The 13,486-nt window shown below is 60.7% G+C and carries 14 protein-coding genes; 9 read left to right on the top strand and 5 right to left on the bottom strand.

Features of this window, described 5'->3' with window-relative positions:
* The first annotated feature begins 73 nt into the window (after positions 1-73).
* The gene (locus tag ACS5RD_RS02475; protein ID WP_489929846.1) at positions 74-586 is read left to right on the top strand and encodes a L,D-transpeptidase family protein; all 513 of its coding nucleotides are present in this window, start codon (positions 74-76) and stop codon (positions 584-586) included.
* A gap of 62 nt (positions 587-648) precedes the next feature.
* On the opposite strand, the gene dalA is transcribed toward ACS5RD_RS02475, so the two are convergent.
* Positions 649-1,164 carry a divisome-associated lipoprotein DalA gene (dalA, locus tag ACS5RD_RS02480; protein ID WP_489929847.1) on the bottom strand — a complete coding sequence of 172 codons (516 nt, stop codon included), beginning with the start codon at positions 1,162-1,164 and terminating at the stop codon, positions 649-651.
* A gap of 198 nt (positions 1,165-1,362) precedes the next feature.
* On the opposite strand from dalA, the gene ACS5RD_RS02485 reads away from it, so the two are divergent.
* The 3 genes from ACS5RD_RS02485 (at position 1,363) to ACS5RD_RS02495 (ending at position 3,004) form a co-directional block, all read left to right on the top strand.
* Positions 1,363-1,968, top strand: coding sequence for a L,D-transpeptidase (locus ACS5RD_RS02485; protein ID WP_489929848.1), 606 nt, complete (start codon positions 1,363-1,365; stop codon positions 1,966-1,968).
* 284 nt (positions 1,969-2,252) lie between these two features.
* Positions 2,253-2,435, top strand: coding sequence for a hypothetical protein (locus ACS5RD_RS02490; RefSeq protein ID WP_054006793.1), 183 nt, complete (start codon positions 2,253-2,255; stop codon positions 2,433-2,435).
* A gap of 341 nt (positions 2,436-2,776) precedes the next feature.
* On the top strand, positions 2,777-3,004 hold the full coding sequence (locus ACS5RD_RS02495) for a hypothetical protein (protein WP_054006792.1): 228 nt from the start codon (positions 2,777-2,779) through the stop codon (positions 3,002-3,004).
* 40 nt (positions 3,005-3,044) lie between these two features.
* Here the strand turns inward: ACS5RD_RS02495 and hemH are convergent, their stop codons facing one another.
* Together hemH and ACS5RD_RS02505 are read right to left on the bottom strand one after the other, a co-directional pair.
* Positions 3,045-4,103 carry a ferrochelatase gene (gene hemH / locus ACS5RD_RS02500; protein ID WP_489929849.1) on the bottom strand — a complete coding sequence of 353 codons (1,059 nt, stop codon included), beginning with the start codon at positions 4,101-4,103 and terminating at the stop codon, positions 3,045-3,047.
* A 46-nt stretch (positions 4,104-4,149) separates the two neighbouring features.
* Complete coding sequence (locus ACS5RD_RS02505) at positions 4,150-4,938, bottom strand: methyltransferase domain-containing protein (RefSeq protein WP_489929850.1); 789 nt, start codon at positions 4,936-4,938, stop codon at positions 4,150-4,152.
* A gap of 24 nt (positions 4,939-4,962) precedes the next feature.
* Here ACS5RD_RS02505 and ACS5RD_RS02510 point away from each other — a divergent pair, with 24 nt between their 5' ends.
* The 5 genes from ACS5RD_RS02510 to ACS5RD_RS02530 are packed head-to-tail and all read left to right on the top strand — an operon-like array spanning position 4,963 to position 8,088.
* The gene (locus ACS5RD_RS02510) at positions 4,963-5,685 is read left to right on the top strand and encodes a double zinc ribbon domain-containing protein (RefSeq protein ID WP_489929851.1); all 723 of its coding nucleotides are present in this window, start codon (positions 4,963-4,965) and stop codon (positions 5,683-5,685) included.
* Between the two features lie 36 nt (positions 5,686-5,721).
* A complete protein-coding gene (gene grxC / locus ACS5RD_RS02515; RefSeq protein WP_054006848.1) occupies positions 5,722-5,973 on the top strand; it encodes a glutaredoxin 3 in 252 nt (83 codons plus the stop codon).
* Entirely contained in the window at positions 5,973-6,803 is an 831-nt protein-coding gene (locus tag ACS5RD_RS02520; RefSeq protein ID WP_489929852.1) for a carbon-nitrogen hydrolase family protein, read from the top strand. The genes grxC and ACS5RD_RS02520 overlap by 1 nt, the downstream gene beginning before the upstream one ends.
* Positions 6,803-7,246, top strand: a complete 444-nt coding sequence (locus tag ACS5RD_RS02525) for a MarR family winged helix-turn-helix transcriptional regulator (RefSeq protein ID WP_489931322.1) — start codon at positions 6,803-6,805, stop codon at positions 7,244-7,246. Before ACS5RD_RS02520 ends, ACS5RD_RS02525 begins: the two co-directional genes overlap by 1 nt.
* Positions 7,246-8,088 carry a YihY/virulence factor BrkB family protein gene (locus ACS5RD_RS02530; RefSeq protein ID WP_489929853.1) on the top strand — a complete coding sequence of 281 codons (843 nt, stop codon included), beginning with the start codon at positions 7,246-7,248 and terminating at the stop codon, positions 8,086-8,088. The genes ACS5RD_RS02525 and ACS5RD_RS02530 overlap by 1 nt, the downstream gene beginning before the upstream one ends.
* Here the strand turns inward: ACS5RD_RS02530 and ACS5RD_RS02535 are convergent.
* Positions 8,082-11,606, bottom strand: coding sequence for a translocation/assembly module TamB domain-containing protein (locus ACS5RD_RS02535; protein WP_489929854.1), 3,525 nt, complete (start codon positions 11,604-11,606; stop codon positions 8,082-8,084). The genes ACS5RD_RS02530 and ACS5RD_RS02535 overlap by 7 nt on opposite strands.
* Positions 11,606-13,432 carry an autotransporter assembly complex protein TamA gene (locus ACS5RD_RS02540; RefSeq protein WP_489929855.1) on the bottom strand — a complete coding sequence of 609 codons (1,827 nt, stop codon included), beginning with the start codon at positions 13,430-13,432 and terminating at the stop codon, positions 11,606-11,608. The genes ACS5RD_RS02535 and ACS5RD_RS02540 overlap by 1 nt, the downstream gene beginning before the upstream one ends.
* Between the last annotated feature and the right edge of the window lie 54 nt (positions 13,433-13,486).

Consider the following 13,486-nt stretch of genomic DNA (forward strand, 5'->3'; position numbering starts at 1 on the left):
CGATTCGCGGACTAGGCAACCTACGGTTTTTTCGCTATTGCGCAGGGAAAATATAATAACGAACGGGCAGTCGATGCGGGTTTTGCGGATTATTCTGGTGGTTTTGGCTGGGCTGGCGTTGACCGCATGCTCGTCGAAATTCAAAACATATCACGGGCCAGAGATCACCTCGGTGCAGGTGCAGAAGGCCAATCGCAAGATGTATCTGCTACACAACAGCAAGGTCATCAAAGCCTATGACATCGGTTTGGGTGGCGTTCCGACGGGTCCGAAAGAATATGAGGGCGATCTCAAAACCCCCGAGGGCATCTATTACATCACCCATCGCAACCCGGATTCGCGCTACCATCTGTCGCTTGGCATCAGCTATCCCAACACTGAAGACCGCGCCCATGCGGCGCTATTGGGCAAAGCTCCGGGTGGGGATATCATGATCCACGGTGGGCCGCCGCGCAAAGCCAATGGCAAGCCGCGCAAGGTGTCCAGCGCGGATTGGACGGCGGGCTGCATCGCGGTGACAGATGAAGAAATCGAACGGATTTACGCGATGATCAATCCGGGCACGCCGATTGTGATCCTACCCTAAGACATAAAAGGGGGCCGCACTGGCCCCCGTTTTCGTCTGCGTCGGCTATGAGTTCGCTTGGATCAGCCGCCCAATACCAGCGTCCACCATATCTTACCGGATTCCTCTTGGAACCAAGCAAAGCCAATTTCGCGCGCTTTGGAATTCAGGATGACATCGCGGGTATCGGCTTCGCCCATCCAAGCGGATAGGGTTTCCAGCTCGGTTTGATAGGTCTCGGAAATCGTCTCGCCCAAGAACTGACCGGTGTAGCCGACGCGTTGCACCCGCAGCAGCGGCGACGAGCCGTCCGAACCAAAATGCCACGGCCGATTCTGCACCGACATGTCGCGGGAGTGGGTGAGGGCGGCAGCGTTCAGAGCGGCATTATAGGCAAGCGATTGCACCCCTTTGGCGGTGCGCAATGCATTCACCGAATCAAGCAAACGGAACGGGATCTTTTCAGCCTCGGCCGCCGTGATGCGATAGACTCGCGGCAACGCTGCGCCAGTGGCGTCCACCGGAGGGGCCGAACTCATAGCGCAGGAGGCGAGGAGTAACGTTGCGCTGCCCGCGACAAGGGCTGTTCGTCTGTTCATCTGCTTACACCCTATTCGGACCGCCTGTGGCCCTTTGTTTGCCTGTGCTTAGCGAAGTCCGTCCCCGGTTTCAAATCCAACCCATAGAAATTGTGTCAAACTTGGCGTCAGATCGCCTACTAACGCGTCTTTGATTTGCGGCGGGGCCGCCAAAGCGGTAAAAGCCGTCGCAGAGCAGATGAAAAATGGAGAAGCCGTATGGCCGCCGCACCCCGCAATACGCTGAACCGCCGCCTGTTTCTGAGCGGTGCAGCGACGGTTTTGACCGCCGCAGCCCTTCCCGCCGCAGCACAGCAGGCTGGCACAACCGAGATGGATAAGCCGCTGACGGGTCCGATCCGCAACAATATCTCGGGTTTTCGGATGCTGGACTGGCGCGATTACTTCGACAATACCCGCAACGGTGTCATCGTCGCCGATCTCGAATCGCGCGCGCTGCACTACTGGTCGGAAGATCAAGCTGTCTATCGGCTTTACCCCAGCTCGGTGCCATTGAACGAAGAACTGACTCGGCGCGGCCACACCAGCGTCATTCAGAAGGTGGTCAATCCGACGTGGATTCCGACCGCAGGCGAGTTGGAGCGGAACCCGGATTGGCCGAAAGTCGTGCCCGGTGGGTCGCCCGAAAATCCGCTGGGGGTGCGTGCGCTGTATCTCGACTGGCCCGCCTATCGCATCCACGGCACGCATGACACCCGCAAGATCGGGCGGCGGTCGTCGAACGGCTGTGTTGGGCTGTATAACGAGCATATTCTGGAACTGTTTGCCTTGGCTAAGGTCGGCACTCAGGTGGTGTTCATCTAACAATTCGGCGCTGGTTTGATGGCCGCAGAACTGCCGTGTCAGGCGGTTTTGCGGGCCTACGTTGCCTTTGAAACCAAAGTGTTTTCGGTTCTGCCGCGCATCTCTGCGAACCCCTCTGCAAGGTGTTGCTAAATTGACGACAACCTGACGCGCTTTGGGCCTGATTTTGGTGCGACGTTGCAATTTCGATGAGAGCCGGGTTAGAGAGCAGATACGAGGAATATTCTTGGGTGCGTGCCGTCGCCTCTGCGAATTTGGCGGTATGCAGAAAACTGGAGATAGACATGAAAAAAATCGCTCTCGCTGCCGCTTTGTCGGTTGCTGCTACCACCGCTTTCGCTGGCGGCGTTGTTGAACCCGTAATGGAACCGGAAGTTGTCAAAGCGGCAACCACGTCGTCCTCGGGCGGCATCCTGATCCCGCTGCTGCTGCTCGTTATTGTGGCTGCTGCAGTTTCGTCCAACTAATCCTTGGATCGAATTTGGAATGGGCGGCAGAGCAATCTGCCGTCCTTTTCTATTTTACGGGCTGAATCGAGGAAGCTCTGTTGTAGCCGACACTAATTTTAGAATTTCAAGCTAAACATGCACATTCACTAAGAACTGATTGATTGCTAAGGCGTTCGTCGCTAAATTTTCCGCACGGATGCACAGGTTTTATCTGGCCACGCAAAGCGCTGCGGTTTTGTAGCCAAGGTGTTGTGATCAGGATCGGCGGCGCAACCGTGTGGTGCCTTTCGCAGGTGGTTTTTTTGAGGATGATCTGGTCGCGCAAACCCGCGCGGATTTGACGTTTATTGGAGATACCCATGAAGAAGATTGCTTTTGCTGCCGCTTTGTCGCTGGCAACAACCTCTGCTTTTGCAGGCGGTGTTGTCGAACCGGTGATGGAGCCGGAAGTTGTTGCGGCGCAAACCGCATCCTCGTCGGGCGGGGTCATTATCCCGCTGTTGCTGCTGGTGCTGGTCATCGCAGCGGTGGCGTCGAGCGGTGGCGGCGGTAGCGACCCGGTTGAAGTGGTTGCCACAGGCGGCTGATCGGGCAGAAAGCCCTGCCTCACACGGCAGGGCTGAGGCGCTAGATCCATCCGGCGAGGTTTTCCTCGATCACCTGCACCAGTGCGTTGATGTGGGCAGCTTCGTCGTTGAGGCATGGGATATAGGTGAACACCTCACCGCCCGCGTGTTCGAAAGACTCGCGGATTTCACCGTTGATTTCTTCCAGTGTCTCGATGCAATCGGCTGAGAATGCCGGGGCCATTACGGCGATGCGTTTTTTGCCCTGCTTGGCGAGTTCTGCGACATGCTTGACGGTATAGGGCTTCAGCCATTCCTCGCGGCCAAACACTGACTGGAAGGTCACATCAATGGTGCCCTTGTCCCAACCCAACCGCTCACGCAGCAACCGCGTGGTTTTGGCGCATTGGCAGTGGTAGGGATCGCCCTGCATCAGATAGCGGATCGGCATGCCGTGGTAGGATGTGACCAGCACGTCGGGCTTGTGATCCAGGCGCGCATAGGCGCGTTCCACTGATTGCGCGAGGGCCTCGATATAGGCGGGGTGGTCGAAGTATTCCGGCACGGTGCGGGCGGCAGGCTGGCGTTTTTCTTTCATCAAAGCTGCGAAGAACGCGTCGTTGGCGGTGGCCGAGGTGGCACCAGCGTAATGTGGATAGAGCGGGAAGAACAAAATCTTCTCGCATCCCGCCGCGACCATGTCTTTGACTTTCGACTCGGTAGATGGGTTGCCATAGCGCATCGCGAAATCGACCATAATGCTGTCGCCATGCTTGGCAGCAATAGCGGAGGCAATTGCCGCAGTCTGCGCTTTGGTGATCGTCAGCAGTGGGCTTTCGTTTTTCTCGTGGTTCCAGATCAGCTTGTAATTCGCCCCTGATGTGAAGGGCCGCTTGGTCAGGATGATCAGTTGCAAAAGTGGCTGCCACTTCCAATCTGGGATATCGACGACGCGCTTGTCAGACAGAAACTCTGACAAGTACCGCCGCAGCGACCAATAGTCATAGCCATCCGGCGTGCCGAGATTGGCCAGCAGAATGCCGATCTTGGCCTGTTTCACCGGTGGGTGATCAGCGGGGGCAGCGGCGAGGCGTCCGGTTCCGGGGGCGATATCAGTCATGTTGGCTCCTAAAGCTGACCCCGAGATAACGCGGCGGGCTGCCACGTCAACCGTTCTTGACTGCGGCCTTTAGCGCGTCTTCCAGCCGGGCCGTGGCCGAACCGGGCCGCAGCGGCTTTTGCTGGGCTTCATGCGGCGCCCATCCGGTCAGGCAGATCACCTCAAACGTCGCCGGGATCAGGTCTTCGGATGTGGCAAAGGTTTCAGTGTAAATCTGCGCCGCACGAGTCATCACCGCGCGACGGGTCGGATGTTTCAACCGCGCGGCCAAGGCATTGCCCTCGCCCATCGCCCGCAGATCGGACATCAGGTGAAAGGCGTCGCGGTAGAACACGGTCTTGGTGAAGCTGTCCGCCACAGGCAGCGCAAAGCCCGCGCGTTGCAACAAGCCACCAAGGTCACGAATCTCGCCCATCGGCAGCACGCGGGGGGAAATCCCGCCTGTGGTTTCCGCCTCCGCCTGCGCCAGACAGGCGCGGAGTTCATGCAGGGTTTGGCCACCAAACAGCAAGCCCAAGAACAAACCATCCGGGCGCAGGGCGCGGCGGCATTGCACCAACTGCCCGACCGGATCATTTGCCCAATGCAGGGTGAGGGCGTTGATCACGAGATCCTGCGCCCCGATTTGCAGGCTTAGGGTCTCGTCATCGGCAATCGACGGAAAATCTGACCACAAATGCGGAAAAGCGGTCACCACGAGCGGATTTATAAACGACCTATTAACTTCGCTCAGGCGATCCTGCACTTCAGCGACCGCTTCTTCTTGCAGGAAGAAGGCGCTCGCGCGGGTGCGGTGCAGGGCAAGAGCTTTGCGGTCGGTCAGGGTTGGCGTCATGGGGCGCGACCATAGGGGGAAGGCATGGGATTGCAAGCCGCGCTGCATCTGATCTACCCGCCGCAGTGTCTGACCTGCGATGCGCGGGTGACAACCGATTTCGGCCTGTGTGGGGCCTGCTGGCGCGAGACGCCGTTCATCACCGGGCTGGTCTGCGATCACTGTGGCGTGCCTTTGCCGGGCGAGGAGACCGGCAAGCCCGAGCATTGCGATGACTGCCTGACCATCGCGCGACCGTGGTCGCAGGGGCGGGCGGCCATGCTGTACAAGGACAACGCGCGCAGGATCGTGTTGGCGCTGAAGCATGGCGACAGACTGGATCTGGCGCGGCCTGCGTCGCAATGGCTGCATCGAGTGGCGGGGTCGATGATCAAACCTGGGATGATCGTGGCTCCGATCCCGCTGCATTGGCTGCGACTGATCAAACGGCGCTACAATCAGGCGGCTTTGCTGTCGGCGGCGGTGGCGAAGCTGGCGAGCCTCGATCATTGCCCCGATCTGCTGATTCGCCGTCGTCATACTGGCAGCCAAGAGGGCCGCAGCCGCGATGGCCGCTTTGCCAATATGGCGGAGGCTTTGGCGCTGCATCCGCGCCGTGCGAACCGGGTAGAGGGGCGGCATGTGCTGCTGATCGACGATGTGATGACCTCGGGCGCGACTTTTGCCGCCGCTGCCGAGGCGTGTATTGCAGGCGGTGCAATAGGGATTTCTGTTCTGGCCCTAGCCCGCGTTGCGAAGGATGCCTAAATCCTTATAGTCACTTCTGACTCTAAGGATTTGCTGATGAAAACCGTTGAGATTTATACCACCCAGACCTGCCCCTACTGCATCGCGGCCAAGGGCTTGCTGAAGAAAAAAGGTGTGGCTTACAAGGAAATCGACGTAGGTTCTGACCCCAGCTTGCGCCAAGCGATGACTGAACGCGCCGGACGCCGCTCGGTGCCGCAGATTTTCATTGGCGGTGCCCATGTTGGCGGCTGCGATGATCTGCACGCGCTGGACCACGCCGGCAAACTTGATCCGTTGTTGGCCTGATGCGCGCGGGACTGGTGCAACTGAGGGTTGGCGATGATCCGACGGCCAATCTGGCGGTGACGCAGGCGCGGATTGCCAAGGCGGTGGCAGGTGGGGCTGGCTTTGTGCTGACGCCGGAATGTACCAATCTGCTGTCCTCTAGCCGCACGCATCAGCGTAGCGTTATGCGGCATGAAGATCAGGATGAAACCCTCGCCGCTTTGCGTGATCAGGCGGCCAAGGCAGGGATTTGGCTGCTAATCGGGTCTTTGGGCGTGCTAACCCACGATGCAGATGGCCGCTTTGCCAATCGGTCGTTTCTGATCGCGCCCACAGGCGAGATCGTAGCGCGCTACGACAAAATCCACATGTTCGACGTGAATGTGTCGGAGACTGAGGTTTACCGCGAATCAGCAGGCTATCGTCCCGGCACCATGGCCGTTCTGGCCGAGACACCCTTCGCCAAAATCGGCATGACCGTCTGCTACGACGTGCGCTTCCCGCATCTCTATCGCCGTCTTGCGCAGGCGGGCGCGCAGATCATCACGGTTCCGGCGGCGTTCAACCACATCACTGGCGCTGCACATTGGCATACGCTGCTGCGGGCGCGGGCGATTGAAACCGGATGCTTCGTGCTGGCCCCGGCGCAGAGCGGCTTTCATCCCGAGACTGACGGCAAGGGCCGCAACACCTACGGCCATTCCCTTGCGATTGCCCCTTGGGGTGAGGTTTTGGCCGATGCTGGCACCGAGCCCGGTGTCACTTTTGTTGACCTTGACCTTGATGCGGTAACCAAAGCCCGTGCCCGCGTCCCCTCTCTCAGCCATGATCGGGAGTTTACCGGGCCATGATCGACCCGCGCACCGACGAGATTGCCGTGGCACTGTTTGGCGAGCTGTTCATGGCGGATCAACTGGCGCGCAACCGCATCTCGAAGGCGCTACCGAAGGGCATGCAGTTGTCGCATTTCTCGGTGCTGAACCACTTGGCCCGGCTGAACGAGGAACGCACCCCGGCGCAACTGGCCCGTGCGTTTCACGTCACCCGCGGTGCTATGACCAACACCCTCGCTAAACTGGAATGGGCGGGTCATATCCATATCCGCCCCGATTGGGACGATGCGCGGCAGAAATTTGTCGCCATCAGCCCGTCGGGAAGGTCAGCCCGCGATGCCGCCGTGGCCTCGGTTTCACCGCTGATTGCCGAGGTCGTCAACGCATTGGGAGCCGATAAGGTCCGTGCAGTGTTACCCGTATTGCGCGAATTGCGTGTGCGGTTAGAAGGCGAAGACTGATGCGGTTGCGCCTTCTGCCCCCCAACGTCAACGCAGCGATCCTGCGCTATTATCGCCGCACCGAACAGGCCGAGTTGGACCTGATCGCGGCGGGCGTGGCCTTTTATGCCTTCCTCGCGATCTTCCCCGCTGCCGCCGCGATCATCGCGATTTGGGGGTTTATTTCCAATCCTTCGGTGATCCGCGATGAAATCGAACTGCTGCGCGGCTTTCTCCCGCATGACGCCTATTCGCTGATCTTCGGTCAGGTTGAGGCTTTGCTGGCCGTGCCAGCCGGCAATCTCGGCCTGACCACATTGCTGTCCACCGCTCTGGCGTTGTGGTCGGCGCGGGCCGGGGTCGCGGCGCTGATCCGAGGCCTGAACGCCATTCACCACCTGCCGAACCGCTCTGGCCATTGGCACCAGTTGCGCGCGATCGTGCTAACTTTTGTGCTGGTCGGGCTGGTGCTGGCGGCGCTGGTGATGGCGGTCGTCCTGCCGGTGGTGATCGCCTACCTGCCCAGTGCCGTCCCCAGCTCGATGCTGGCCGATTCCAACCTGCTGCTGGGCATCGTGGCCGCCGTGCTGGCCGTGGGTCTGGCCTATCGCTTGGGTCCAAACTACACCAGCACCAAGCCGCCGCTGTTGTCGTGGGGCCTGCTGGTGGCGGTGATCCTGTGGGTGTTGGCGACGCGCGGCTTCACTTTGTATCTGGCGAATTTCGCGTCTTACAACCGAGTTTACGGCTCCATCGGTGCGGTGGTCGTGCTGCTGATGTGGCTTTATGTCAGCGCCTATGCGGTGCTTTTGGGCGCGGCAGTGGATGCCGAACGCAACCGCAACCGCCGCCCGTTTCAGTAGTCTTTTTCCAGCACGATGCCCAAGCCAGTATCGCCATCTGAGCCTGACTTCGCCCGCAGCGTCACAGATTTGCTGACATCCAAGTTCAGGTTAATCTCAGACTGGCCATTCTGATCCACCGTGACTTCGGAATAGACGTTCTTGGTGAGATACTTCCCCGCCGTTACCGCAGCCCCACCCGCCGCATCGGTTTTCACATCGAGATTGTCCAATCCGAAGCCCTCGCGCAGTTTTGAGACAATGCCCTGTCCGCCGCGCCCGGCCAAAGTCGCCACGGCATTGGCCAGTTGCAGCGCTTGAAACGCCGAGAGGTTCTCTAGGCCCTGCCCGAACAGCAGCTGAGCCAAGACTTCTTCCTGCGGCAGTTCCGGGGTGGAGGTGAAGGTCACCACCGGATCGGTCGCGGGGCCGTCGATCGTCACGCCGCTGGTGATGCCGTCGTTTTGCGTATCGGCAACGATATGAATATAGGGCACCAGGTCGCCTTGCATCTGCAACACCGCCTCAGAGAGAACGAGGCGCTTGCCTAAAAGCTCCAACCGCCCGCGGATCAGCTCGAACGCGCCCGAGGGCACCACGGCATCGGTGCTGCCCAGCAGGCGCAATTCGCCGCCCATTTCGACATCCAAACCCCGACCCCGGATGAACAGGCTGGGGGCCGACACCGTAATGTCCAAGCCATAGCCCAGTCCGCTGCCGCCTGCGCCGCCGTTTTTGCCCGTGGCAATCAGCCCCGCCCGTGCGCGTGTGGCGCGCACGGGTTTCGGCTCATTCTTATGCTCCAGCCCCGGCAAACCGCCGGCGCCGCCGAACCCTGTAGAGGGCACACGCAGCTCGGTTTCAGACAAGCCAATCCGGCCCGCGATCATCGCGCCGCCCATCAGCGGCCCCTTGAGCGTGACACCGCCGTTCAGCGTGGTTTCATAAAGGTCAGGATCGCGCAGCGTCACCTGCCGCAGATCCACCGCCAGATCGCCTGTGTAGGGTGCGCTGAGGCCTGCGGTGCCGTTCACCGCGATGCTGCCACCAGACGAGACAGCCGTGGTCACATCAATCGCAGCCTGCCCGCGCGCCAGATTGGCCCGCGCGGTGATGTCCTGCAAGGCAAAGCCCAAGCTCGGGTCAGCCAAACGGCCGCCTGACAGCGTCACCGGGCCGGACAAAGACTCCAGCCGCAATGGGCCATTCAGCCGCAGATCAAAACCCATCTGCCCTGAAATCGCCCTCGGCTGGATGAAGGCATTGGCCAGAGCAGCCTGCGCCGTGCCCTTGATCGCCAGATCACCCGAGCCGAACCCCGTCGCGATTTTGCCCGTCACCGTCGCATCAATCTGTCCCGGCCCCTTGCCTTCCAGATCCAGCGCCACGCCTGACGCATCCTGCACCGCCGTGCCCGTCACCGTCAAAGCGCCCGGAAACTCGGGCACGATCAGCGCAAGGTTCTTCAGCCGCGCCGTCAGATCAACCGTCTGCTTGTCGCCGGTCACACTGCCAGAGGCTTGCGCCTCCAGTTGCGAGTTGGACAGCGTGGCGCTGTCGACTTGGATCACGCTATCTTTCATCGACAGTACCAACCCCACGACAGAGTTGCCCGCCAACAGCTTATCCGCCTGCGGATTGCCAATCGACAAGCCGCGGCCATTGGCATCAAACGTCAGCTTGCCCGCCGCCAATGTCCCGGTCAGATGCGCTTCTCCGCCAAGCGCGCCGCGATACTGTCCGCCCAAACTGCCCAAATCGCGGAACAGCAGATTGGCTGTGATGTCGCTGCCCGTGCTCGCCAAGCTGCCTGAGGCTTTCATCTTCAACGACGATGCCTGCACCGTCAGATCGCGGAGCGTGGTGCCCTCGGTACTGCGCAGCACTGAGGCCGTCACAGTGGCCTGCCCACGCAACAGATTATCCAACTCGGCCTGACCAACCTGCATATCGGTGCCCGTGGCACTGCCCGTCAGATCGAAAGCCCCGGTGATCGGGCTGCCATTGCCACTGACCGAAACCTCTGCCGCCCCCGCCAGATTGCGCCCCGCCAAGCCCGACAGCCGCGACAGATCTTCCATCTTGGCGCTGGCTTTGCCTGTGATCGCAAATGCATCGCCAAGCCCTTCAATCTTGCCATTCAGTAGCGCCGAATAGTCCTCTCCGGTCAAGCTCATCCGTTGCACGGTGACGCTGCCATCGCCTTCGCGCCAATAGGCCGAGGCATCGCCCCAGACCACCGAGCCCAGTGCGCGGCCAAGGTTTAGATCATTCGGCTCCAGCCCTTCGGCGGTATACTTGAAATTGCCGCCCACCTGCCGTTTGCCTGCAAGCCGCGCGATCCGGCCAGAACCGAAAAGGCTAAGGCTGCTGGCGCGAAAATCGGCTGTGTCATAGCCCAGAATAGCGATGGTGGCGTTCCAACCTTCATCCTGCGTGGCATCATAGCCCAAAGCGATATCAGCCGAGTTAACCTTGACCGGAAGCGTGGTCGTCAGCGGCAACACCACCGGGCTGCCATCCGGCGCTGCGATCTTTCCGGTCAAGTTGAACTTTTGCGGCAAGCCATCCGAGGCCAACGACAGCGAGCCTTGCAGCGCCAGCGCTTTGGCCTTCACCGTCAGGCTGTCCAGCGCCAAACGGCCATCCGGCCAGCGTTGGCCAGCCGTAGTCAGGCTGACCGAATTTCCAAAGAACTCGGCATAAGACGGCAGGAACAACGGGGCCAAATCGCCCGCCAGATTGGTCGAAAACGCCGTGGCGCCATCTTTTTGACCCGTCAGGGTGATCTTGCCCGCCAACCGATCGACGCCATCGGTGGTCAGCGCGACATCGGCGGCGAAATCGGAAACTGGGCCTGCCCCCTTTACAGTCAGCGCCACCGAAGGCGCGCCGGGCAGCCGCAACTTGACCGAAGCAATGCCGCCAGCCGCTTCTTCCGCCGCCAGATCAATCGACACCTGCTGCGTGGCGTTGACGTAAGATGCGGTCAGCGAGACTTTGCCCGCCGGCCCCGCATCGGTGCGTTCCAGCACCAGACTGCCCTTGCCCTCGCCGCCGGACAAAGACATCGAGGCTTCCAGCGTCGCCTCCAGCCCGGTGCCCAGCACACTTGGCCCCAATACGATATGCTTGGCCGCGATCTGGCCAATCTCAACCGAAACCGGAAGTTCGGGCAGCGCGAAGGTCCCCGCTTCGGGCGATGGCGCGCCTGATCCGGCCACTGGCAGGCGATCCAGCACGATCTCTCCGGCGGTCAGCTCATTCACCACCACTTCGCCCGACAACAGCGCAGATCGGCTCCAGTCCAGTTTCACATCGCGCAGGGTCAGCCAAATGCCGTTATCGTCGGCAATGGTCAATTCGGTCAGGCTGGCTTGCGACGACAAAGCGCCCGAAAAGCCCGTCACCACCACCTTGCGGCCAGCACCCGACAGACTGTCTTCCAGAAACGCGGTTAGGTAATCGCGATCATCGGTTTGCGCGTGGCCGCTCAGCGGCATCAAAGCCAGACAGCTGGCGAGGAATAATTTCCGCATCAGAACGCCTGCCCCAAACCAACGTAAATCTGCACCCCGTCGCCAGTATTGCCGCCCACCGGCCCCGCCACATCCAACCGGATCGGCCCCACCGGAGTCGCATAGCGCACACCGACGCCCGCGCCTGCGTGCCAATCCCCGGAATCGCTGAAGAACTCACTGGCGTCGATCCGGCCGATATCGACAAAACCCACCACGCCGATGGAATCGGTCACCTTCATCCGCGCCTCAAATGAGCCGCCGATAAAGGTCTTACCCCCGGTCTGGAACGTCCCGCCCATCCCATCGCTTAACACATTCACGCCCAAGGATTGGTAGGGCTGCCCGCGCACCGTGCCACCGCCGCCCGAGTAGAATAAATAATCGCGCGGCGTGCCCAACAGACTTGAGCCGAACACCACGCCCGCCTGCACCCGCCCCGCCAGCACCAGCCGCTTTGCCTCGCCCAAGGCCCGATAGCCACGCAGATCAAACGTCGCCCGCACGCCGCTATCGGTATCACCAAAGCCTAAGAATGGCTTCACCTCGCCCGTGACATAGAAGTTCCGCGTCGCATCGGTTTTGCTGTCACGCCGATCCCAGATCACACTGATCGGCAACGACAAAGCGCGATAGGTGGATTGCCCAATCGGATCGGTGATGCGGGCGTAGTCATAAGACAGCCCCGCTTTGCCCGACAACTGCTCTGTCACCACCTGGCTGAGCGTCACGGTCGCGCTGAACAAATCGGCGTCGTAATCGGCCTCGTTCATCCTGCCATAGCTAAAGGCTACACCCGCCGTGGTATCCGGGCTAAAGGTGGCCGGACGCTCCAACGAGACGCCGAGCATATAATCTGCCCCACCCACTGCCGATCCAATATTGGTGACATCGCCGCTGATCTTCAGCCGCTCACCGCCGCCAAACAGGTTGCGATGCAGCCAAGCAGCGTTCAACGTCGCGCCATCATTGCTGCTCAGCTCAGCGCCGAACGTGTAGCGGCGCTTCTTTTCTTCCACCAAAGTCGCCGTAATCCCGAGCAAATCGGGCGAGGTGATGAAATCATCCTCGGTCAGCGTCACCGATTTGAACACGCCGGTACGGCGCAGACGCGAGGCCGCCCGCTCCAACTCGGCAGGGCTAAAAGCCTCACCCTCCGGCAGACCAGTAATCGCGCGCACCCGCGCCAGCCGCATCCGGTCTGCGCCTTTGATTGTTAGCCGCCCAAAGCGCAGGGCGGGCCCCGGATCAAGCACCACATCCGCCGCCAATTTAGCGCTGGCGTGATCCGCTGTCAGCTTTTGGCTGGCCACCTCCGCCTTGGCATAAGAGCGATCGCGCCAGCCGTTCACGCCAGCCGTCACCGCTTCCAGGATCACGCCACTTTCGGCGGTCTTGCCTACGGCAAAGCCCTCGGGCAGTTCGGTGCGCTTGGCCAAGGGGGCAATGCGCGCCTGACTGAAGGCAAACTCCGGCCCCGGCTCCACCACCACCTTGATGGTCGAGACCGACCCCGGCGCATCCAACGGCGCAATACTGGCGGCCTCGACACCATCGACATAGACGTGGATCACCGCCGAATAATACCCGCGCGCATAAAGCGCGTTCAGCAGGCTGGCATATTCCGCCCGCGCATCGGTGAAAATATCCTGCGCCAGCGTGTTGCCAGCCTTTTCCGAGGCCAACAGAATCGAAGCCGCGCGCAGCTCTTCCTCCAACGCTTTCGGCGCGTCTGGCACAGTAAACTCAAGCCGATCAAGGGCTTGCCCGGCTGTGCCCGCGACCAGACACAGCATCAAAGCCCCCGCGACGATGCGCGACGTTTTCTTGACCTGAACACTATACATGGATACCCCGCCTCAACTTATCCACACTATGCCGTGATCAGCCGCAAAGGGCAA

This window comes from Cypionkella sp. PAMC25878, assembly GCF_058135695.1.